Source organism: Streptomyces sp. NBC_00988, assembly GCF_045162645.1.
Classification (GTDB): domain Bacteria; phylum Actinomycetota; class Actinomycetes; order Streptomycetales; family Streptomycetaceae; genus Streptomyces.
This window is the reverse complement of record NZ_CP108730.1, coordinates 11,061,630-11,083,392: the sequence shown is the minus strand read 5'-3', so window position 1 is coordinate 11,083,392 and position 21,763 is coordinate 11,061,630. Positions and strand designations below refer to the sequence as shown.

Genomic DNA, 21,763 nt, shown 5'->3' with positions numbered 1-21,763 from the left:
GTGTGGGGGGGGTCCGTCAGGACGGCTGGTTGCCGCCCCGGAGAGCGGGCGTCCGGTCCGCTCGCAGACGCAGGCCGAACGCGGCGTCGCGATCGCAGCGCAGTCGGCCCTCGTGCACCGCCAGCGGGGCGGCCTGAACACAGGAGCGCTGCCCGCCGGCGGAGTGGGTGAAGTAGAAGAGGTAGGCGTCGTCCTCGCCCTGGGAGAGCGCGAAGGCGTGGTGGCCGTCTCCGTCGTCACCGGGGCGCAGGCCCTTGCCCGCGAGGAGCGGCTCGTCCTGCCGCGTCCAGTGGGTCAGGTCGTCCGAGCGGTAGACCAGCAGGCCGGACCAGAAGTCGGTGACCATCCAGTAACTGCCCTGGTGGCGAAAGACGTTGGGGCCTTCCTGCGCCTGGTCGTCCAGTGCGCGGCCGATGGGCCGCCAGGTGAACAGGTCGGCTGAGTCGGCCGCGTGGATGCGGTTGCCGTCGGCCTCGTCCTTGTGCCACATGCGCCACCTCCCGTCGGGCAGCGGCCATACGCAGGCGTCGATGACCCGGTCGCTGGACAGCTTCAGCACCGACTCGAAGCGCCAGTTCACGAGGTCCCGGGAGGTGTGGTGCAGGATGTGCCGGTCGGCGTCCCAGTCGGCGGGGACTCCGGGGACGTAGGAGACGTACATGTGGTAACTGCCGTCGTGCCAGAGGATCTCCGGCGCCCAGTAGGTGTTGCGGCCCGGCTCATGGGCGAGTCCCTGGGCGATGCCGCGGTAGGTCCAGGTACGGCCGTCGTCCGCGCTGGTGGCGATGCCGATGTCGGTACCGTGCACCCAACCGACACCTTCGGTGGCGAGGTTCGCCCGGCGGGCGGTGTAGAACATCCACCAGTCGCCGGTCCCCCGGTCGCGGATCAGCGTCGGGTCGGCGGCACCGTCGTGGACCGGGTCCCGGAAGAGCGGGGCGGCGGGGGCGAGGGGTGAGGTCACTGCTGGGGGCTCCTTGTCCATGCTGGGTGGGCCGGCTGGGTGGAGCCCTCCAGGCGGAGAACCGTGAACGAGCGGGGTGGCACGGGGCATTCGAAGGCGACCCCGGGCACGATGTCCGACGTGTGAGGAGTGATGTCGCGGTCCGTGAACTCGCCGGTCAGGACGGTCTTCGTGGCACGGGAGGGGGCACGGTCCGTCCCGTCGAGGCGGATGTCGGCCGTGACTTCGTACGGGGTCAGGTTGGCGATCTTGACCAGCAGATCGCCGGAGGCCGTGTCCCGCACGGTGGAGACGGAGAAGGTCTCGGGGGCGGTCCTGTCGTCCTCCGTCTCGTGGATCAGAACGCCGTCGAGGAGGCAGCGGAGGAGCGGTCCGGCGACCTCGATCCGGATGTCGTACCAGCGGTCCGTCTCGATCGGCCCCGGCACCCGGTCGACGTCCTCGACGATGCCGTCGCACACGCGTTGGAGAGTGAGGCCCTGGTTGTGCCAGCCGCCCAGGCTCCAGATGTAGTGGTCGGGCGTGTCCACCGCACCGAAGCCGACGACGAAGCCCTCCTCCCCCTCGGTCTTCCGCGCCTGGACCTCAAGGACGTAGTCCGAGCCGCCGCTGGTCACCTGAAGTCCCCGGTACTCGACCCGGGTATTGACGGTGGTGAGGCGCACGCCACCCCCGCGCAGCGGGTCCGGCGGGGGCGTGTCGGCCGGAGCGCCGGTCACGGTGTGCGGCAGGTACGCGTCTCCGTGGTGGGTGGAGTGCATGCGCTGCACGTGGTAACTCGGTGTCAGCCGCACGTCGGTGTTGTCGAAGTGGACGAGGTCCACCGTCCATTGGGTGTGACCGGACTTGGCCAGCAGCGGGGCGTACGAGGCCAGGGCCACGATGTCGCCGTTGCGCTCAAGGGCGTTCATGTACGTCGCCTCGGCGAGCGCGTTGAGCAGGGTGTCCCCCTTGGACGCCCACTCGCCGAGGTACACCCTCGGTCCGCCCCGGTCGTAGGTGTCGTACCGGGTGGTGTTCTGCAGGAACCAGCGCGGGCTGAGGTAGGCGTGCTCGTCGACCACCGCGAGGTCTAGCTTGCGGGCGAACTCCCAGCCGTCCCGGAAGTCGGCACCGGCCGGGTTCGGCCCTGCCGTGCCGATGATCGAGATGTCCGGATGCCGTTCCGCGAGCGCCGTGCGGATCATCTCGAACCGTTCCCGGAAGGCCGGGGTGATCTCGTCCTCGTTCCCTACGCCGAGGTACTCAAGGCCGAACGGTTCGGGGTGGCCGGCGGCGGATCGCTGGGCGCCCCACGGGGAGTCGGCGGGTCCGTTGGCGTATTCGACGAGATCGAGGACGTCCTGGACGTACGCGGGCATCTCGTCCATCGGGATGCCCTGTTGGCCGCCCGGGGTGTTCTGACAACAGACGCCCGCGGCCACCACCGGCAGTGGCTTCGCGCCGATGTCCTCGCAGAACTGGAAGTACTCGAAGTAGCCGAGCCCCGCGGACTGGTGATAGCCCCACAGATTGGGCTGCTGGCGTCTCGTTTCGAGCGGGCCGATGGTGTCCTTCCATCGGTACACGTTCCCGAGCCCGAGGCCGTGGGCGACACAACCACCGGGAAAGCGGAGGAACTTGGGCTCAAGGTCGGCGATCGTCTGTGCCAGGTCGGCGCGCAGACCATTGCGTCTGCCTCGGAAGGTGTGCTCCGGGAAGAGGGAGATCAGGTCCAGGTGGACGGTGCCGGGGGCGGTGGCGAGCACGAGCAGCCGGGCCTCGGGGTCGGTCGCGGTGGCGGTCAGTACCGCCTCGTGATGTGTCCAGGTGTCCTGCAGTCCATCGAGCCGGACTTCGGCGTACGCGCCGCCGGAGCCGGTCAACCGGACGACCAGCGAGGCCTGTTCACCTTCCGGCCGACGGGCGAAGAGGCTCAGGTCGTACGAGGCGCCCGCCTCGACCGGGATGCCGTCGAAGCCGTGGTTGAGCAGGCCCACGGCGTCGCCCGGATTCGTCACCTCCACCACCGCGTAGTGGGGGTTGGCCGGATGGAGCGGATCGGCCGTCCCTGTGCTCAACTCGCCGCGTCCGCCGCCGAGTTCGACCGCGTCCCAGGCGGTCAGGGAGTGCCACCCGGGCGCGTCCTCGGCGGTGTACTCGAAGGAGCGGTTCTGGACGAGTTCGGCGTACAGCCCGCCGTCCGCCGCGTAGTTGATGTCCTCGAAGAAGGCGCCGAACAGGTCCGGGCTGATCGGCCGTCCGGCGCCGGGGCGCGCGTCGACACGGATCGTCGTACGGGCACGCCTGCCCGCCGTCGTACGCGTCGTCATCCGGCGCTCCCTGTGAACGCGGACGCCACGGCGGCGCCTTCGCGGACGAAGACCGGGACGCGCTCCAGCGGCGCGGAGGCCTCCAACGTCGCGCCGCCTTCGTGGAGTTGACCGGTGGCGGTGTCGGTCCAGCGGGCGCCGGCCGGGAGGTAGACCGTGCGTTCCCGGGCGCCCGCCTCGGTGACCGGGGCGACGAGGACGTCGGGGCCGAGCAGGAACTGGTCGTCGACACTCCAGGCGTGCTCGTCGTCCGGGAAGTCGAAGAACAGCGGGCGCATGACGGGGGCGCCGGTGCGGTGCGTGGCCTCGGCGAGTTCCAGCAGGTACGGGCGAAGGCGCTCACGGAGGTGCAGATGCGCGGAGAGGATCGGATACGCGTCCTGTCCGTAGGACCAGACTTCGTTCGGCCCGCCGGTCATGTCTGCTGAGAAAGTGGGCCAGTTGGGCTGCCGGTCGCCGTGCAGCCGCATGACCGGGCTGAAGGTGCCGTACTGGAACCAGCGGACCATGACCTCCTGGTACGCCGGGTCGGTGGGGTCACCGCCGCCGAAGCCTCCGATGTCCATGTTCCACCAGGGGATGCCGCTCATCGCGACGTTCAGCCCGGCCCGCACCTGCTGTGCGAGGGACTCGAAGGTGGGGCGGATGTCGCCGGACCACAGGGCGGCGCCGTAGCGCTGGCTGCCGGCCCAGGCGGAGCGGATCAGGCTGAACGGGCGGTCGTCGCCGTCCTGTTGGAGCCCTTCGGCCACGGCGCGTGCCTGCGCCTGCCCGTACATGTTGCCGACCTGGATGCCGGGGCCCGCCGCGTAGACCGCGCGGGCGGCCAGTTCCGGGGTCAGGTCGGGTTCGCACGCGTCCAGCCAGAACGCGGCGACGCCCAACTCCCGGTAGTGCTCGCGCAGTTGCTGCCAGAGGTAACGGCGGGCGCCGGGTTCGGTGGAGTCGAGGTACGCCATCGGCTGGTGGTCCGCACCGTGGCCGCGGGACGGCCAGGGGAAGGTCAGCAGGCCGCCGTGGCGGTCACCGACGAGGAGTCCCGCGTCGCGCAGAGCGGTGTAGTTGTCGCTGCCGGGCTCCACTGTGGGCCAGACGGACACGGCGAGCTTGACGCCGAGTGCCTCCAGCTCCTTGACCATGCCCTCGGGGTCGGGCCAGTCGGTCCGGTCGAAGTCCCAGTCGCCCATGTGGGTCCAGTGGAAGAAGTCGCAGATGATCGTGGCCAGCGGCAGTCCTCGCTGCTTGTACTCCCGTGCCACGGCGAGGAGTTCGTCCTGGGTGCGGTAGCGCAGCTTCGACTGCCAGAAGCCCGTGGCCCATTCGGGCACCAGGGGTGGATGGCCGGTGGCGTCCGCGTACGCCCGCATGATCTCGGCGGGGGTGTCGCCCGCGGTGATCCAGTAGTCGAGCCCGCGTGCCTCGTCCGCGACCCAGCGGGTCGTGTCGCCGCCCAACTCCACCCGGCCCGTGGCCGGGTTGTTCCACAGCAGACCGTAGCCGCGGGAGGAGTGCAGGAAGGGGATGGAAACGATGGTGTTGCCCTGCACCAGGTCGATCACCAGCCCCTTCTGGTCGAGGCGGCCGTGCAGATGCTGGCCGAGACCGTGGACGCGCTCACCGTCGTACGCCTCGAAGCTCTGCTCGATGCGGTAGGCGCCGTCGCCGAGCGGTGCGAACGTGCGCGGCTCCGGGTACCAGGTGTACGGGCGCTTGTCGGCGAGGAGTTCGCGGCCGGTCGCCGTGTGCAGGAAGCGCAGCTTGCCGTCCTGGTCGGCCTCGACGGTCATGCGTCCGTTCACGAGCCGGGCGGTGCCGTCCGGGTGCGCGGTCGCGGTGGCGGTGGAGTCGGGCGGGGGGATGTCGAGGGCTCCGGGCAGCGTTTCGTCGATTCCTGTTACGGCGCCGGCCTCGTCGGTGCGGGTGACGCTGCTGCCGTCCAGGCTGCGGCCGGCGATCGTGTCGTCCGGGTTCCGGAGGGCTCGGGCGCGGACCCGTACCGCGTGCGGGCCCCAGGGTTCGATGACAAGGAGTTCGTGCGGGGCGCGCCGTTCCAGGGCGCCGTCCTGAGCGGTGAAGACAGTCATGAATCCGGGGTTTCCCTCTCAACTCTGGGCGGTGGCAGGCACGTTGGCGCTGTCGATGGCCAGGCGGACGACGTTCCAGGACAGCGGCGGCAGCGTGGAGGTCAGTACGTCACCGGTGACAGCACTGGCGTCGACGGTGCGGGGAGTGACCCGTTCGGGGTCCGTCAGGGTGTTGCGGGCGTCGGGGTCGTCGCCGGTGAGCAGCAGATGCTCGACGATCCGGACGGCGCCGGGACCGCGGAGGTCCACTTCGAGCGGGAGTTCCCGGGTCAGGCTCCGGTTGACGGCGAAGACGGTGATCGTGCCGGCCTGTTCGTCGTGGACGGCCGTGGCATGCAACAGATCGACCTCGCCATGGCGTTCGGTGGTGTGGGTCGGGCTGTCCACCTCGACGCGCAGCACCCGGCCCCGGCCGTACTTCGACGCCTGGGCGAAGGGGAAGAAGGTGGTCTGCCGCCAGGAGGGACCGCCCGGCTCGGTCATGATCGGGGCGATGACGTTGACCAGTTGGGCGAGGGAGGCGGCGGTGACCCGGTCGGCGTGGCGCAGCAGGGCGATCATCAGGGAGCCGACGAGTACGGCGTCGGTGAGTGTGTAGTTGTTCTCCAGGAGCCGTGGGGCCTGCGGCCAGTCGTCCTCGGGGCGGGAGGCGGGCGGCGACTCGGGCTCGGTGTGCCAGACGTTCCACTCGTCGAAGGAGATCATCATCTTCTTCTGGGACTTGAGTGTGGCGCCCACGTGGTCGCAGGTGGCGACCGCGGCCTCGATGTACCGCTCCATCTCCACGGCCGAGGCGAGGAACGAGTCGCGGTCGGGGCGCTCGCCCTTCATCTCGTAGTAGGCGTGCAGGGAGACGTGGTCGACCTTGTCATAGCACTCGGTCAGGACCGTCGACTCCCAGGTGCCGAAGGTCGGCATCCCGAAGCTGGAGGAGCCGGCGACGACCAGTTCGAGGCCGGGGTCGATCATCTTCATGAGGTTGGCGGTCTCGCGGGCGACCTGGCCGTACTCCTCCGCGCTCTTGTGTCCGATCTGCCAGGGGCCGTCCACCTCGTTGCCCAGGCACCACATGCGGATGCCGAACGGCTCCTTGTTGCCGTGCGCGGCCCGGAGGTCGGACAGCTCGGTGCCGCCCGGGTGGTTCGCGTAGTCGAGGAGCCGGCCGGCGTCCTCCACGCCACGGGTGCCGAGATTGACGGCCATCATCGGCTCGATGTCCGCCTTGGCGCAGAAGCCCATGAACTCGGCGAGGCCGAACTCGTTGGTCTCGGTGGAGCGCCAGGCCGGCTCCAGGCGCAGGGGCCGCTGCTCGACCGGGCCGACACTGTCCTCCCAGCGGTAGCCCGAGACGAAGTTGCCGCCCGGGTAGCGGACGGTGGTGACACCGAGTTCGCGGACGAGCGCGAGGACGTCCTCCCGTAGGCCGCTCTCGTCGGCGTCGGGGTGTCCGGGCTCGTGGATGCCGCTGTACACGCAGCGGCCCAGGTGCTCGACGAAGGAGCCGTACAGCCGCGGGTGGACGGTTCCGATACCGAAGGCCGGGTCGAGGGTGAAACGGGCAGCGGAGGGCGAAGACATGCTGCGTCCTTGGGGTTCGAGGAGGGTGTCGTTGCTTCACGTGCCGTTGCTTCAAGTGCGCTTGTCTCAGGCGCTGTTGATTCGCGTGCCCTGCTTCAGGCGCCGTTACTTCAGTCCCGAGGTGGAGACCCCGGTGACGAAGCCGCGCTGGAGGACGAAGAAGAGCAGCAGGACGGGCAGGATGTACATGACCGAGCCCGCCGCCATGAGGTTGTTGATCGGCGCCTGGTTGCCCTCGTTGACGTACTGGGTGGCCACGGCGACGGCCAGCGTGGTGTGGTCCGTGCTCAGCAGCAGGGACGGGGCGATGTAGTCGCCCCAGACCCAGGTGAACGACAGCAGCATGCTGGTGGCGAGCACCGGCCAGGACTGCGGCAGGAAGATCCGCCAGAAGATACGTCCGTAGCCGCAGCCGTCGACGATCGCGGCCTCCTCCAGCTCCCGGGGCATGTTGGCGAAGAACTGCCGGAACAGGAAGATCAGGTAGGGCGCTCCGGCCAGCCCCCACAGGACCCAGGGCCAGTAGGTGTCGATCATCCCGAGCCTGGCGAAGATGATGTAGGTGGGGATGAGGGTGATCATCGCCGGCATCATCATCGTGGAGAGCAGGACGCCGAAGACCAGCCGCTTGCCCCGGGCCGCCATGCGGGCGAAGCCGAAGCCGGCCCAGGCCGAGCTGAGGGTGATCAGCACCGAGTAGATGCTCGCGATGATCAGTGAATTCCGGGCGTAGCCAAGGTAGTTGAAGAAGTTCAGGGCCTTGGAGAAGTTCCCGAACTGCCATTTCTCGGGCAACCAGTGCACCGGGTAGGCGGCCATCTCCGAGTTGTCCTTGAGGGCGGTGATGATCAGCCAGCCGAACGGGCTGGCGAACAGCGCGACCAGCGCGATGAGAATCAGGTAGAGGCCGGTTCGACGAGCGAGGATCATTTCTTGGTCTCCGGCTCGAAGTTGTAGAACACCGCGCCCGAACTCAGCTTGAAGATCAGGGCGGTGACGACGAGGATCACGGCGAACAGGACCCACAGCAGCGCGGACGCGTAGCCGAAGCGGCCGTTGGCGAGGTACTGCGCGAACACGTTGATCATGTACAGGTAGTTGCCCTGCGGCACCGAGGTGACCGCGGCGGGGCTGGGGTTCGCGGCGAGCAGCATCGGCATGATGCTCTGCAGTGCGCCGATGACGCCGGTGATGACCTGGAAGAAGATCACGGGCGACAGGAGCGGGAGGGTGATCCGCCGGAACGACTGCCAGGAGTTCGCACCGTCGATGCGGGCGGCCTCCAGCAACTCCTTGGGCATGTCCTGCAGGCCGGCCAGCGAGATGATCATGGCGTTGCCGCAGCCCCAGAGCGTGAGCATGAGCAGCACGTACCGGGCGTACGGATCGGCGAGCCAGGTGACCGGGCCGCCGCCGAGGAAGCCGAGGATCCCGTTGGCCGCGCCGGTGTCACGGTCGAAGACCATCTTGAAGGCCATCGCCGCGCCGACCGGAGGGAACACCGCGGGCAGATAGAGCAGCGTGCGGTAGACGCCCCGGCCCCGGATCGGACGGTTGAGCAACGCCGCGAGGGCGAGCCCGGCGATGATGGCGGTCGGCACGACGGCCGCGACGAAGATCCCGGTGCGGACCAGGGTGTCGCGGGTGACCGGGTCCGAGAGCAGTTCCTTGTAGTTGTCCAGGCCGATGAAGTGCGTGTGCGGCGAGATGCCGTCGGAATCGGTCAGGCTCAGCCACAGGGCGTACCCCAGCGGATACAGCGTCAGGCCGAGGAACCCCAACAGCCATGGTGTGACACAGAGATAGAAGACACGTTCCTGCTGACGGGCACGCGCACCACGCCGACGGGGCGGCCGGCTCGATACGGCCTCTGCGGGCAGGGTGGCCTTCGCGGGTGCCTCGGCGAGTTGTCCCGCACTCACTTGATCAGCTTCTTGCCGTTGGCGAGCTGCTTGTTGATCCCCTCGTTCAGCTGGTCCGCCAGCTTCCCGACGGACACTGTCCCCTTGATCGCCGCGGGCAGCACCTGGTTGACGACGGCGTCCATGGCGTCGATCCGGACGTACGGCGTGAACGGCAGCAGCGAGAAGTACGGCAGCTCCCGCTCCTGCACCGCGTACGCCTGCTTCTGGAATCCCTCGGTCCTCGGCAGGAGGGGGCGCAGGGATTTCAGTGCGGGGAGTCCGGAGCCGGTCCTGGCCCGCTTCTTCGCGGGTTCGCCACCGAGGAAGTACTCCATCGCCTGCCAAGCCGCGTCCTTGTTCTTGCCCGCCTTGGGCATCCACAGGCCGGTGGCACTGAGGCAGGAGCTCGTGCGCTTGCTGCCGAACTGAGGGGCGGGCGCGAAGCGGGAGGTGGCGGCGATCTTCTTGTCGGTGGTGATCATGCCCCCGAACCAGTAGCCCTCGGTGGTGATCGCCATCCGGCCGACCTGGTAGGTGGGCCAGTCCCAGCCGTTGGGGTCCGGGTCGACGATGGTCGGCGAGATGCCGGACTTGGCGAGTTCGATGTACCAGGCGAGGGCTTTGCGCGCCTCCGGGCTGGAGTAGTCGACGGCCGAGTAGTCGCTGTTGAAGAGCTGTCCACCGGCGGATGTCGTCATGTTCAGGAAGGTCCCGGTGAAGCCGTCCATCTTCAGCCCGTACACCTTGGACTTCTTGCCTGTCTGCGCGAGGCGCTTGCCGACGTCGAGCAGTTCGTCGTAGGTGAGCGGCACGGTGTCGCTCAGGTAGGAGACGTCCGCCTTGTCGAACAGGGCCGTGTTGTACCAGAGCATGGAGTCCTGGGAGTAGTCCTTCGTCATGCCGTAGCGCGGGCCGACGCCCTGCTTCTCGCCGTCCCAGCGCCACACGTCGTTGACCGGGTCCAGGTCGCTCGCCTTGAGGACGCCGCTCTTGGCGAAGTAGTCGTCCAGATCCTGGGCGACACCGTGCGACGCGAGGTACGGGGCGTCCGTCGCACCCACCGCACGCACGATGTCGGGGGCCGTCCCGGCGGTGAGCATGGCGGTCAGCCGGGTGAGGTCGTACTTGACCACCTTGAGGGTCATGCCGAGTGTCTTCTCGGCCTGCTTGATCTCGGCGGCCGTGCCCAGCTCGGTACCGCTCGACATGATGGTGAGGGTGGTCTTGCCACCGGAACCGCCCGAGGACACCGAGCCGGCACAGCCCGAGAGCAGACCGCCAGCCGTGGCCGCGGCGGCGACACCGGTGGAGGTCGTGAGGAACCGACGCCGTGACATCGGAGCACCAGTTGTGGACCGCATGACTGCTTCCTGCCTTTCCGGCTTCTTCGCAGGATTTCTGTTGACGGGGAGCGGGCACGGCGCGGCCGTGGGGAGGGCGCGTGGAATTCCCGCCTGACTGCGGTGGGGGACGGTGGAATCGCGGGCCGTCGAGATCGGCTCCGCCTCACTCGGTGAAGCAGCAAAGCTCTGTCGCAGCACGGTTTTTGACCGGTCAAATGCCGCTGCCGAGTGACGTTAACTATGTGTGTCCGGAGCGTCAAGAGGTCGCGCACAACCGGTTTCTGTCGCCATCAGGGCACTCGGAAAGAGGCTTCTGGGCACCTTGACCCGCCTCGGAAGGCGCTGCAAGAATCCAGAACACAGATGTTTTTACCGGTCAAATGAGAGGTGGACCCGCCCCGTGGTCACCATGGCCGACGTCGCGCAGCGCGCCGGCGTCACCAAGCAGACCGTCTCCAACGTGGTCCGGGGGCGGACGGTCGTCAGCCCCGAGACCAGGGCGAGAGTCGAGGCCGCCATCGCCGAACTGGGGTACACACCCAACCTGGTGGCCCGGAGCCTGTCCACGGGCACCACCATGACCATCGGCTTCATCGTGCCGACCATCGCCAACCCCTTCTACTCGGAGGTGGTGGAGGAGGTGGAGATGCTGCTGGAGGAGCGCGGTTACCACCTGCTGCTGGCCACGACCCGGGGCGACGGGGACCGCGCCCGGCGTCAACTGGCCACCCTCTCCAACCGGTCGGTGGACGCGCTCCTGGTGGCCGGCGACTTCGACATCGGCGAACAGCTGTCCCCGCAGAGCGAGTTGGAGCTGCCGGTCGTGCTGTGTGCCTGGGAGATCGATCCGCCGGACACGCTGCCCGTGGTCACCATCGACTACGAGAAGGCCGGGTATCTGGCCGGGCGGCACCTCCGGGAGCTCGGCCACCGCCAGGTGGCGGTGATCGCGGACCTCCCGGCCCACCGGGTCCGGGTGGCCGGCGTCCGGCGGGCCTTCGCCGAGGACGGGATCACGGTCCCCGACGACCTGGTGTTCACGGCACCGGGAGCGACGCCCGCGTCCGGCTATGAGGCGGCGCTGCGAGCCCTGCCGCAGTTGCGTGCGGCGGAACCCGTGACGGCCGTGTTCACCTCCACCGACGCCATCGCCCTGGGGGTGATGGAAGTCTGCCGGCACCAGGGACTCCGAGTGCCGGAGGACATCTCGGTCGTCGGCATCGACGACATCCCCCAGGCGGCACACGCCCATCCGCCCCTGACCACGGTGGCCCTGCCGAAGCGGCAGATGGCCAGGGAGGCCACCGAGTTGCTGTGGCGAGGCATCGCCAACAGCAGACCGGCCGCCCCGTCCCTGACTCTCCTACGGCCCGAGGTCGTACCCCGCGCGAGTTCCGCGCCGCCCGCCGTCCACTGACGTCCGGTGCGGCGTCGACAGCGCCGCCCCGCCCGGAACCCCACGCGTCGGTCGCTCCCCGCCCGACGCGTGCACCGCCATGCCCGCGCGCTCCACCGCCCCTTGTCGCCCGCGGGAGCGCGCACCGCCAACTGCCCGAAAGAAGGCACCTGTTGTGACGAGTGAACCCACCGCACACGATTACCTGGAGAGCCTCTCACCGGGCCGCGGCCGCGAGCAGCCCCGGGCCGCCTTCACCTCCGACGCCCCCGCACTGGATCTGACCGGGACCTGGCGCTTCCACTTGGCCGCAGGCCTGCCGCAGGTCGTCGAGGGTTTCCAGGAAGCCGGGTTCGACGACAGCGGCTGGGACACGATCCCGGTGCCGTCCTGCTGGCAGATGCAGGGGCTGCCGGGCGAGCCGCGCTTCGGCCCGCCCGCGTACACCAACCAGGTCTATCCGTTCCCGGTGGATCCGCCGCACGTACCGGACGCCAACCCGACCGGCGAGTACCGCCGCGAGTTCCTCCTCCCCCACAACTGGCCCGAAGGACACGCCCTGTTGCGCTTCGAGGGCGTCGACTCCTGTTTCGCCGTCTGGCTCAACGGCACGCCGCTCGGCGACGGCAAGGGCAGTCGCCTGCCCACCGAGTTCGACGTCACCGACGCCCTGCGGCCGGGTCGCAATGTCCTCGCGGTCCGGGTGCACCAGTGGTCGTCCGGCAGCTACCTGGAGGACCAGGACATGTGGTGGCTGTCGGGGATCTTCCGCCCCGTCACCCTGCTCTCCCGCCCGGCCGGCGCGCTGACCGACTTCTTCGTGCACGCCGACTACGACCACCTCACCGGCGAAGGCACCCTGTCCGTGCGGGCCGACGGCCCGGCCCTGCTCACCGTCCCCGCCCTGGGCATCGCCGACGCCGACCCGGCGGGACCGCACCCCGCCCCCGGCGTCATCCCCTGGTCCGCCGAGCAACCCCACCTCTACGAGGGCGAGTTGGTGACCGACGGCGAGCGGGTCCCCCTGCGTATCGGCTTCCGCCGGATCGAGGTGGTGGACGGCGTCATCCTCGCCAACGGCCGGCCTCTGCTCTTCCGGGGCGTCAACCGCCACGAGTGGCACCCCGACACCGGGCGCACCCTCAGCCACGAGGACATGCTCACGGACGTACTCCTGATGAAGCGTCACAACATCAACTCCGTCCGGACGAGCCACTATCCGCCGGACTCCGCGTTCCTCGACCTCTGCGACACCTACGGCCTGTGGGTCGTCGACGAGTGCGACCTGGAGACGCACGGCTTCGGGCTGGTCGGCTGGAAGGGCAACCCGAGCGACGACCCGTGCTGGCGCGAGGCCTACCTGGACCGGATGCGCCGCATGGTCGAGCGGGACAAGAACCACCCCAGCGTGGTCATGTGGTCGCTGGGCAACGAGGCCGGCACCGGCTCCAACCTCGCGGCCATGGCCGCCTGGGCGAAGGACCGCGACCCGGACCGGCTCATCCACTACGAGGGCGACTACAACTGCCCGTACACCGACGTCTTCAGCCTGATGTACGCCGACCACGGAGAAGTGGGTCTCCTGGGCCGAGGCCAGGAAGCGGTCGCCGAGGACCCGGCACTGGACGCACGACGCCGCCGACTGCCGGTCATTCTCTGCGAGTACGCGCACGCCATGGGCAACGGCCCGGGCGGTCTGAGCGAGTACCAGGAACTCTTCGAGACCCACCCCCGGCTGCACGGCGGCTTCGTCTGGGAGTGGATCGACCACGGCGTCCGGCGCCGCACCCCCGACGGGCGCGAACACTTCGCGTACGGCGGCGACTTCGGCGAGCCGGTGCACGACGACAACTTCTGCTGCGACGGGCTGGTCTTCGCCGACCGCACCCCCTCCCCCGGCCTCACGGAGTACAAGAAGGCCGTGGAGCCGGTACGGATCACCGTCGACACCACGGCGAGGGCGGTCCGCGTCCGGAATCTGCTGCACACTCTGGACACCGCCCATCTGCGGTTCCGCTGGTCGGTCGAGGACAACGGACAGCCGCGCGGGGACGGGGAGTTGGCGCTCCAGCCGGTGCCCGCAGGCGCCGACGGGGTGCTGCTCTGGCCTGAGGCGCTCACCAAGCTCTGCGACGCACCCCTGGAGGACGGCGAGGAGCGGTGGGTCACGGTCGTCGCCGAGCTCGCGGCGGACGAGTCATGGGCACCGGCCGGTCACGAAATAGCCTGGGACCAGGCCGCTGTCGCGGGCCCCGCGCCGGAAGTGCCGGCGGTGGTCCGGCCGTTGGTCCCGGCCCTGGCCGACGGGACGTACACCCTCGGACCCGCGGTCTTCGACGCCGTAACGGGATCGCTGACCGCGCTCGGCGGCCTCCAAGTCGACGGCCCCCGCCTCGACTTGTGGCGTGCCCCCATCGACAACGACCTGCGCACCTGGAACGGTCCACTCGCCGAGGCATGGCGCAAGGCGGGCCTCGACCGACTGGAACACCGGCTGGTCGGCCTCCGCCCGCACGACGGCGGTCTGGAGGTCGTCACGCGCACCGCGCCCGCGGGCGCCGACTTCGCCATGCGTACGGTCTTCCGCTGGGCCGCCGACGCCGAGGACCCCGACCTGCTCCAACTCGCCCTGACCACCGAGCCTTTGGGCACCTGGCCCTGCCCGCTCCCCCGCATCGGCATCCGCATGGCGCTCCCGGGGGACATCGAGACGGTGGACTGGTTCGGGCTCGGCCCCGGTGAGGCGTACTCCGACACCACCGCCGCCGTCCGGGTCGGGCACTTCGACGCCGCCGTCGACGATCTCCAGACGCCGTACGTCCTGCCGCAGGAGAACGGCAACCGGCGCCAGGTGCGCGACGCCCGCCTCACCGGCCCGGACGGCGCCGGGCTGACCGTCACCGGGTACCCGCACGCCGATCTCACCGTGCGCCGCTGGACCAGCGAGGACCTCGACGCCGCACGGCACACCAGCGACCTGCGTCCCCGTGACCGCGTGTATGTCAACCTCGACGCCGCGCACCACGGCATCGGCAGCGGCGCCTGCGGTCCGCGCACCCAGCCCCAGTTCCAACTCGACGCCCGCCCGGTGACGTTGACGCTCGGCTTCCGCCCGTGCTGAGGCTCTGGTATCGGCAGCCCGCGGAGGACTTCCTCGCGGCGCTGCCGCTGGGCAACGGGTCCCTGGGCGCGATGGTGCACGGGCGTGCCGTACGGGAGCGGATCGACCTCAACGCCGACACCCTCTGGTCCGGCGGTCCCGGGGACCACAACGACGACGGGGCCGCCGCGCACCTTGCCGCCCTGCGTGAGGCGGTTCTCCGTGACCGCGACCACGTGCGTGCCGAGGAGCTGGCCACGCGAATGCAGGGGCCGTTCACGCAGGCGTACCAGCCGCTGGGTGCCCTGCTGTTCGATCTGGACCATGTTGGTGAAGTCACCTCGTACCGGCGGGAGTTGGACCTGACCGAAGGCCTCGCCGCGGTCGCTTGCACCGTCGACGGCGTACGGCACACCCGCGAACTGTTCGTCTCGGCGGTCGCGGGCGTCCTCGCGATACGGCTCAGCTGTGACCGCCCGGCGGCACTGTCCTTCACAGCCCGCCTGCACTCCGCGCACCCGGGATCGGCGCCGGGCGCGGTCATCACGGGCCGTGCCCCCGCGCACGTGCGGTTCGAGGCCACCGGCCCCGACGCCGTCACGTACGCGCCCGACGCGGGCACCGGATTCGCGGCGGGACTGCGCGTCCGGGCCGACCCGTCCGCCACCGTCGAGCGCACCCCGGACGGAGGCCTGCGCGTCACCGGAGCGACGACCGCCACCCTGCTCGTCGCCGTCACGACCGGCTACCGGGGCTGGAACCGGACCCCGCTCGGCCCGGAATCCGGCCTGGACACCGATGTCGTACGGCAGTTGGAGACCGCCGCCGCCCTTCCCTACGAGCGGCTGCGCGCCGAGCACACCGCCGACCACCGGGCCCTCCAGGGGCGGACGGATCTACGCCTGGACCACGACCCGGCGCTCGACGACCTGCCGACCGACGAACGCCTCGCCGCTGTGCGGGCGGGCGGCGACGATCCGGGCCTGGCCGCACTGCACTTCGCGTACGGCCGCTATCTGCTCATCGCCTCCTCCCGTCCCGGTTCCCAGCCGGCCAACCTCCAGGGCGTCTGGAACACCGCGGTCCAGCCGCCCTGGCAGTCCAACTGGACCACCAACATCAACCTCCAGATGAACTACTGGCACGCCGAGACCACCGGCCTGCCGGAATGTCACGAGCCGCTCTTCGACCTGATCACCGATCTCGCCGAGGCCGGCCGCCGCACCGCGCACGCCTACTACGGCTGCCGGGGCTGGACCGCCCACCACAACGTCGACATCTGGCGCAGCACCAATCCGGTCCAGGGCAGCCCGAGTTGGGCCAACTGGCCGATGGGGGCGGCGTGGCTGTGCGCCCATCTCTGGGAGCACTACCGCTTCAGCGCCGATCGCCGCTTCCTCGCCGAACGCGCGTATCCGGTGATGCGGGAGGCCGCCGTCTTCCTTCTGGACTTCCTCGTCGAGGACACCGACGGACGCCTCGTCACCTGCCCCTCCACCTCACCCGAGCACCGCTTCCGGGCAGCCGACGGATCGCTGGTCGCCACCAGCGCGGCGAGCACGATGGACCTCTGGCTCACCGGAGAACTCTTCGACAACTGCCTCGCGTCGATCGGGGAGTTGGGCCTGCGCGACGAGATCGAGGACACGCTGCGCACCGCCCGCGAACGGCTGCGCCCGGTGGCACACGCGGCCGGGAAGCCACTGCCCGAGTGGTGGGAGGACGTCGAGCCCGAGGACCTCGGGCACCGCCATCTCTCCCACCTCTACGGCCTCTACCCCGGTTCGCTGATCGACGCCGAGGGGACTCCGGAGCTGTTCGCCGCCGCCCGCGCGGCCCTGGACCAGCGCCTCGCGCACGGCGGCGGGGGCACCGGCTGGAGCCTCGCCTGGGTCGCCGCGCTCGCCGCCAGAATCGGCGACGGAGACCTCGCCCGGCACAGCCTCAACTCCCTTCTGGCGGGCTCCACTTCGGACAACCTCTTCGACCTGCACCCGCCGGAGCTGTTCCAGATCGACGGCAACTTCGGTGCCACGGCGGCCATGGCCGAACTGCTCCTCCAGAGCCACACCGGCGAACTGCGGCTGCTGCCCGCACTCCCGTCCACCTGGCCGGGCGGCAGCGTCCGGGGGCTGCGGGCCCGGGGCGGCGTCGGCGTGGACCTCGACTGGCAGCACGGCCTGCTCACCAGCGCCCGGCTGACCCTCACCAGCGCGGGCACTTACGTGTTGACCGCCCCGACCGGTGGGGGCCTCCTGCGGGTTTCGGACAGCGAGGGCCGTCCTGTCCCGGTGGACAGCACGCCCCTGCCGGGCGGATTCGTACGCACGGCCTTCACGGCAGCCGGGACATCGACCCACCACATGCGCCCTCGCCTGCGATGGCAGGCGGGGGCGATCAGGTCCAGGGCCCGACCACAGTGAAGGAACGGCTGGCGCGGAACGCGGCGGTGTTCTGGGCCGGGTCGACCCACAGTTGGAGGTTGTCGCGGTAACGGAGGTAGCGGCCGGGGTAGTTGTACGACTCCAGGGAGACCGACCCGTCGGTGGAACCGGGCCGGGCGCAGAAGGTGGCGTCCTTCTGGAAGACGGCCGATCCGTCGTTGGCGTCCAGCCGGATGCGGAAGGCGTAGTGGCGCAGATATCTGCCCGAGGCGTCCTCGATCGAGTAGCAGCGGGAATCGGCCAGCCCGGCGACGAATCGGAAGGTGGCCTCCTGCTTCGCGGACCCTGGACTGGTCGCGGCGACGGGACTGAGGAATCCGAGATTGCCGACTTCCCGCACATAGCGGCCGGACTGCCCGGCCGACCGCAGGGCGTGGCGGCCCAGGAGCGCTGAACCGGCCGCCGGCGTCGGGCTCGGCGTGGCGGAAGGCGTCGGGGTCGGCGGTGCCGACGAGACCGCGGACGATGCCGGGGCATGGGGCTGGGCCTTTGCCGCAGGTGGTCGTACCGGCGCGTCGGACCGCGTGTACGCGTATACCGCGCCGCCACCCGCGAGGGCCAACGCCCCGGCCGTCAACGTCACCACCGGCTTGGCCGCCAGCTTGGCCAGCAGGTGTCCTACCCGGCCCGCACCGCCGGGAGCGTGCGTGACCCCACCCGCCGCCGAGGCCGAGGGCATCGACTTGGCCAGCAGCAGGCCCGCCAGACCGATCGGTACCGGCACCAGCGCGAAGCCACCCAACAACCCTTCTGTGGGCACCAGTTCGGAGGTGTTGAACAGGCACTGCGGGCAGTCGCGGACATGACGCGCCAGCCGCTTGCGCCACCGCGCGTTCGGCCGACCGTCCCAGGAGGTCAGTTCCGCGTCCAGTTCCGCACAGCGCGGCGACGCGGCCAGCGCCCGCACCACGGCCCGCCCGGACTCAAGCCGCTCCTTGACCCGCTGCACCCGTACCGCGGCATGCTGCGGCGCGAGGTCGCAGGCCGCCGCGAGTTCGGCGCGGGTCAGCTCCCCGGCGGCTTCCAGCCACCACAGCGAGAGCACCTCGCGCTCCTCGTCCTCCAGCCAACGGGTCGCTTCCACCGCCTCGCGCCGCTGTCCCGACAGGGCCAGCCGGAGAATGGCCAGATCGGCGAAGTCCGCCTCCGGGGCCACCTCCTGGACGGCCTCGTCCGGTAGATCCGACTGCGGCCGGGCCTGCCGACCGCGCCACCGGTCGCGGACCTGCCGTACGGCGATGGCGACCAGCCAGGACCGGAACCGTTCCGGTTCCTCCAGGCCCGGCAGCCCGTCCAGGGCCCGCAGCATCGTGTCCTGGACCACGTCGTCGACGTCGCTGTGCCCGTCGAGGGCCCGACCGACGATGTTGTAGACCAACGGCAGACAGCTCCGCACGAGGTGCTCCAACGCCTCGGGGTCACCGGCCCGCGCCGCCACGACCACCGCGACATCCGGCCGCTCCCGCACGTCGTGCGAGCGAACCCGTCCCACCTTGTCCCGCCCCACCTCGTCGACGAACGCCCGATGCCGGCGCTCCGAAGGATGGCAGTGTGCCAGAGGCGTTCAAGATTTCTTTCCACGGTTTCTGTTATCCGCGCTCCGCCCGTACGTCTCCTGCTGCGTACGGCCAGATCCGACAGGAGCCAATCAGTGTCAGTGAGCCAGAACAACAGCGGACCGATGATGAGCCGGCGCAGCGTGCTGCGGGTGGCGGGAGCAGCCGGAGCGGCGGGCATCGGGGCAGCCGCGATCGGTGCCGGAGCCACTCCCGCCGCTGCGAGCACCGCGTTCGCACATCCGGGACTGCTGCACACGCAGGCCGACTTCGACCGTATGGCCGCCAAGGTGAAGGCGGGCACCGGCCGGTGGAAGGCGGGCTACGCCAAGCTGGCGGGCAACCCGCGCTCGGCGAGCGTCTGGAAGGCGACGCCGCTCGCGACGGTGATACGCGGCGCCACGGGTGACAACGTCACCACGCTCGCCTTCGACATCGCCGCCGCCTACCAGAACGCCCTGCGCTGGAAGGTCACCGGCGACACGGCCCACGCGGACACCGCCCGCGACATCCTCAACGCCTGGTCGGCCAAACTCACCACACTCGACGGCGACGCCGACCGGTTCATCGCGGCGGGTATCCACGGCTACCAGTTCGCGAACGCCGCGGAGATCATGCGCGGCTACGACGGCTTCGACCTGGCCCGGTTCCAGAAGATGATGCTGACCGTCTTCTACCCGATGAGCAGCAGCTTCCTCGCCAAGCACAACGGCGCCTACGACTCCAACTACTGGAGCAGCTGGGACCTGTTGAGCGTCGCGTGCGTGCTGTCCGTCGGCATCCTCTGCGACGACCGGGCCAAGGTCGACGAGGCCGTCACGTACTTCAAGTCCGGCAAGGGCATGGGCTCCATCAAGAACGCCATCCCCTTCATCCACCCCGGGGGCCTCGGACAGATGGTGGAGGTCGGACGCGACCAGGGGCACGCCCTGCTGAGCGTGGGCCTGCTCGGCACCATCTGCGAGACGGCGTGGAACCAGGGCATCGACCTCTACGGCTACGACGACAGCCGCGTCCTCAAGGGCGTCGAGTACGCCGCCAAGTGGAACCTCGGCCACGACGTCCCCTTCACCTCCTGGACCTGGCACAAGGGCGCACCCGGCGTGTGGGAGGGCTGGGAGACGTTCACAGAGGCGTCCACCTGGGCCCGCGGTCAGGTGCGCCCGATCTGGGAGAGCCTCTACAACCACTACGTGAAGCGCCGCGGCCTCGACGCGCCGTACGTCAGCGAGATGGCGGCCAAGGTCAGGCCCGAGGGCGGCGGCGGAGACTACGGAACCGGCGGCGGCCTCGACCACCTCGGCTTCGGCACCCTCACCTTCACCCGCGACAAGGCGATCGTCTCGGCCACCACACCGACACCGTCCGCAAGTACGTCCGCCTCAGGCAGCAGCAGCGGCACCGGCGCCGCGACCCCTGCCACCGACTCCTCCGGCGGAACCCAGCCGCAGGGCGGCCGGGGCGAGGACCTCGCCGCCACCGGCGCGGGTGGCATCGCCGCCGTAGCCGCCACCGGCGTCCTCGCCATCGCGGGCGGCTTCATCGCCCTGCGCCGCAGGGGCAGCCGTAGCAGCGGCTGAACACCGGGCATGTGTCTACGGACCCTCGCCACAAGATTTCCAAGGGCTTCGCGGCTCCACGCGGTGATGCGACCCTCGTGCGGCAGTCGGCGGCTCAGTCTCCAGCACTCTCCCGTGGAACGGGGCCGACTGCGTCGCGGCGGTGAGCAACTCCGGCCCGGCGTCCCGCCCGGCGACACTCAGCGCGGCGCGTCCACACGCTGTCGTTCTGTGCGAGCACGCCCACCCCAAGCACGACGTCCCGGGCGCGCTCGTCGCGTGCCCGGGACGTTCCGCCGCGATGGCCGCTTTCTTACACCGCGGCGATGCCCTCCATGCCGGAGGCGGCGAAGGCGGGCAGTCCTGTGATCGTCGTGATCTTGGTGAGGGCACCGGTGCGCCCGACCCGGAAACCGTCGACGGTGCCGGAGGTCGCGTTCTGGACGTAGACGAACTTGTCGGCGGCGACGGCGAGGTCGATGACGCCCTGCGACATTCCGGACGGCGCGGCGGCGATGCCCGCCTCGTTGGTCAGGGCGAGTCGGCCGTGCGCGTCCTGGCGGTAGCCGCTGACGGTGGAGTTGCCGGTGTTGCCGCCGTAGAAGAAGTCACCGGCCCGCTCCAGCCAGCACAGGACCATCTGCCCGTTCGGCAGGGACGCCTGTACGGTCTTCAACTCGCCGTCGTGGCGCACCTTGTAGGTGGTGACGGTGGAGTTGGCGGCCTCGGCGACCAGCATGCGCCCGGACTTGTCGAAGGCGATGGCGAACGGCACCATGCCCACCGACTTGTTCACGACCGGCTTGTCCGCCGGGAGGCCGTCCTTCCCCACGGGGAAGACCTCGATGGTGTTCGCCGACTTGGTGGTGACGACCAGGTCCCGGCCGTCCGGCGTGAAGGCGACCTGCCCCGGCGAGCTGCTGAACAGCGGCACCTTGTCGTTCTTCAGCGCCAGACCGCGGTTCGAACCGCTCAGCGGCTTCAGCCCCCTGGAGGTGATCCGGAAGCCCTGGACGCTTCCCGCGCCGCCCGCGTTCATGACGTAGGCGAGATCCCCCGAGACCGTGACGGCGGACGGGAAGTCGCCTCCCGTGGAGACTATTTGACGGTCTGTCAATTTCTGGCCGTGCACGGCGAAGGACGTCAGGGTGCCGCTGCCCGCGTTGACCGCCAGGAGCCGGCCGGAACGGTGGTCGTAGACGAGCGACCCCTGCGAGGCGAGCGAGTCGGTGGGCGCGTCGGTCTGGTCGCCGCCCTTGCCGCCGGTCGCGTACTTCCCCGCGGCGGTCAACTTCCCGTCGTCGCCCCGCCGGAAGACGCGGATGGTGTTCCCGGCCAGTTCGTTGCCCTGGACGAACACGGCGTGGTCGGCCTTTGAGGCGGCGCGCGGGGTCGGCGAAACCTGCGCCGCGGAGGCTCCGTTGACCATGACGACGGCCGCCGCGACGGCCACCGCCCCTCCACCCAGGACGGTCAGCCTCTTCTGCAGCTTCGACCTGCGTTTGTTGTGCCTGCTCATGTGC

At 70.0% G+C, this 21,763-nt stretch carries 13 protein-coding genes; 4 read left to right on the top strand and 9 right to left on the bottom strand.

Going from position 1 to position 21,763, the window contains the following annotated elements:
* Nucleotides 1-16: 16 nt before the first annotated feature.
* The 7 genes from OG496_RS49950 to OG496_RS49920 all read right to left on the bottom strand — a co-directional run bounded on the left by OG496_RS49950 (nucleotide 17) and on the right by OG496_RS49920 (nucleotide 10,179).
* Nucleotides 17-964: a glycosyl hydrolase gene (locus OG496_RS49950; RefSeq protein WP_405975663.1), complete on the bottom strand. Its 948-nt coding sequence runs from the start codon at nucleotides 962-964 to the stop codon at nucleotides 17-19.
* Nucleotides 961-3,276 carry an alpha-L-arabinofuranosidase C-terminal domain-containing protein gene (locus OG496_RS49945; RefSeq protein WP_405975662.1) on the bottom strand — a complete coding sequence of 772 codons (2,316 nt, stop codon included), beginning with the start codon at nucleotides 3,274-3,276 and terminating at the stop codon, nucleotides 961-963. Before OG496_RS49945 ends, OG496_RS49950 begins: the two co-directional genes overlap by 4 nt.
* Entirely contained in the window at nucleotides 3,273-5,360 is a 2,088-nt protein-coding gene (locus OG496_RS49940) for a TIM-barrel domain-containing protein (RefSeq protein ID WP_405975661.1), read from the bottom strand. The genes OG496_RS49945 and OG496_RS49940 overlap by 4 nt, the downstream gene beginning before the upstream one ends.
* 18 nt (nucleotides 5,361-5,378) lie before the next feature.
* Nucleotides 5,379-6,938 carry an alpha-N-arabinofuranosidase gene (locus OG496_RS49935; protein ID WP_405975660.1) on the bottom strand — a complete coding sequence of 520 codons (1,560 nt, stop codon included), beginning with the start codon at nucleotides 6,936-6,938 and terminating at the stop codon, nucleotides 5,379-5,381.
* Nucleotides 6,939-7,043: 105 nt separating this feature from the next.
* Complete coding sequence (locus OG496_RS49930) at nucleotides 7,044-7,868, bottom strand: carbohydrate ABC transporter permease (protein WP_366498297.1); 825 nt, start codon at nucleotides 7,866-7,868, stop codon at nucleotides 7,044-7,046.
* The gene (locus OG496_RS49925) at nucleotides 7,865-8,860 is read right to left on the bottom strand and encodes a sugar ABC transporter permease (RefSeq protein ID WP_366498296.1); all 996 of its coding nucleotides are present in this window, start codon (nucleotides 8,858-8,860) and stop codon (nucleotides 7,865-7,867) included. The genes OG496_RS49930 and OG496_RS49925 overlap by 4 nt, the downstream gene beginning before the upstream one ends.
* A complete protein-coding gene (locus tag OG496_RS49920) occupies nucleotides 8,857-10,179 on the bottom strand; it encodes an extracellular solute-binding protein (protein WP_405975659.1) in 1,323 nt (440 codons plus the stop codon). The genes OG496_RS49925 and OG496_RS49920 overlap by 4 nt, the downstream gene beginning before the upstream one ends.
* Before the next feature lie 415 nt (nucleotides 10,180-10,594).
* On the opposite strand from OG496_RS49920, the gene OG496_RS49915 reads away from it, so the two are divergent.
* From OG496_RS49915 to OG496_RS49905, 3 genes are all read left to right on the top strand, one after another.
* Nucleotides 10,595-11,602: a LacI family DNA-binding transcriptional regulator gene (locus OG496_RS49915; RefSeq protein ID WP_405976861.1), complete on the top strand. Its 1,008-nt coding sequence runs from the start codon at nucleotides 10,595-10,597 to the stop codon at nucleotides 11,600-11,602.
* Nucleotides 11,603-11,681: 79 nt separating this feature from the next.
* Entirely contained in the window at nucleotides 11,682-14,702 is a 3,021-nt protein-coding gene (locus OG496_RS49910) for a glycoside hydrolase family 2 TIM barrel-domain containing protein (protein ID WP_405975658.1), read from the top strand.
* Nucleotides 14,696-17,104: a glycosyl hydrolase family 95 catalytic domain-containing protein gene (locus tag OG496_RS49905; RefSeq protein ID WP_405975657.1), complete on the top strand. Its 2,409-nt coding sequence runs from the start codon at nucleotides 14,696-14,698 to the stop codon at nucleotides 17,102-17,104. The genes OG496_RS49910 and OG496_RS49905 overlap by 7 nt, the downstream gene beginning before the upstream one ends.
* Here OG496_RS49905 and OG496_RS49900 read toward each other — a convergent pair.
* The gene (locus OG496_RS49900; protein WP_405975656.1) at nucleotides 17,079-18,617 is read right to left on the bottom strand and encodes a sigma-70 family RNA polymerase sigma factor; all 1,539 of its coding nucleotides are present in this window, start codon (nucleotides 18,615-18,617) and stop codon (nucleotides 17,079-17,081) included. The genes OG496_RS49905 and OG496_RS49900 overlap by 26 nt on opposite strands.
* 189 nt (nucleotides 18,618-18,806) lie before the next feature.
* On the opposite strand from OG496_RS49900, the gene OG496_RS49895 reads away from it, so the two are divergent.
* Nucleotides 18,807-20,261, top strand: coding sequence for an alginate lyase family protein (locus OG496_RS49895; RefSeq protein ID WP_405976860.1), 1,455 nt, complete (start codon nucleotides 18,807-18,809; stop codon nucleotides 20,259-20,261).
* A 292-nt stretch (nucleotides 20,262-20,553) separates the two neighbouring features.
* Here OG496_RS49895 and OG496_RS49890 read toward each other — a convergent pair whose 3' ends face one another.
* The gene (locus OG496_RS49890; RefSeq protein ID WP_405975655.1) at nucleotides 20,554-21,759 is read right to left on the bottom strand and encodes a lactonase family protein; all 1,206 of its coding nucleotides are present in this window, start codon (nucleotides 21,757-21,759) and stop codon (nucleotides 20,554-20,556) included.
* Nucleotides 21,760-21,763: the final 4 nt, after the last annotated feature.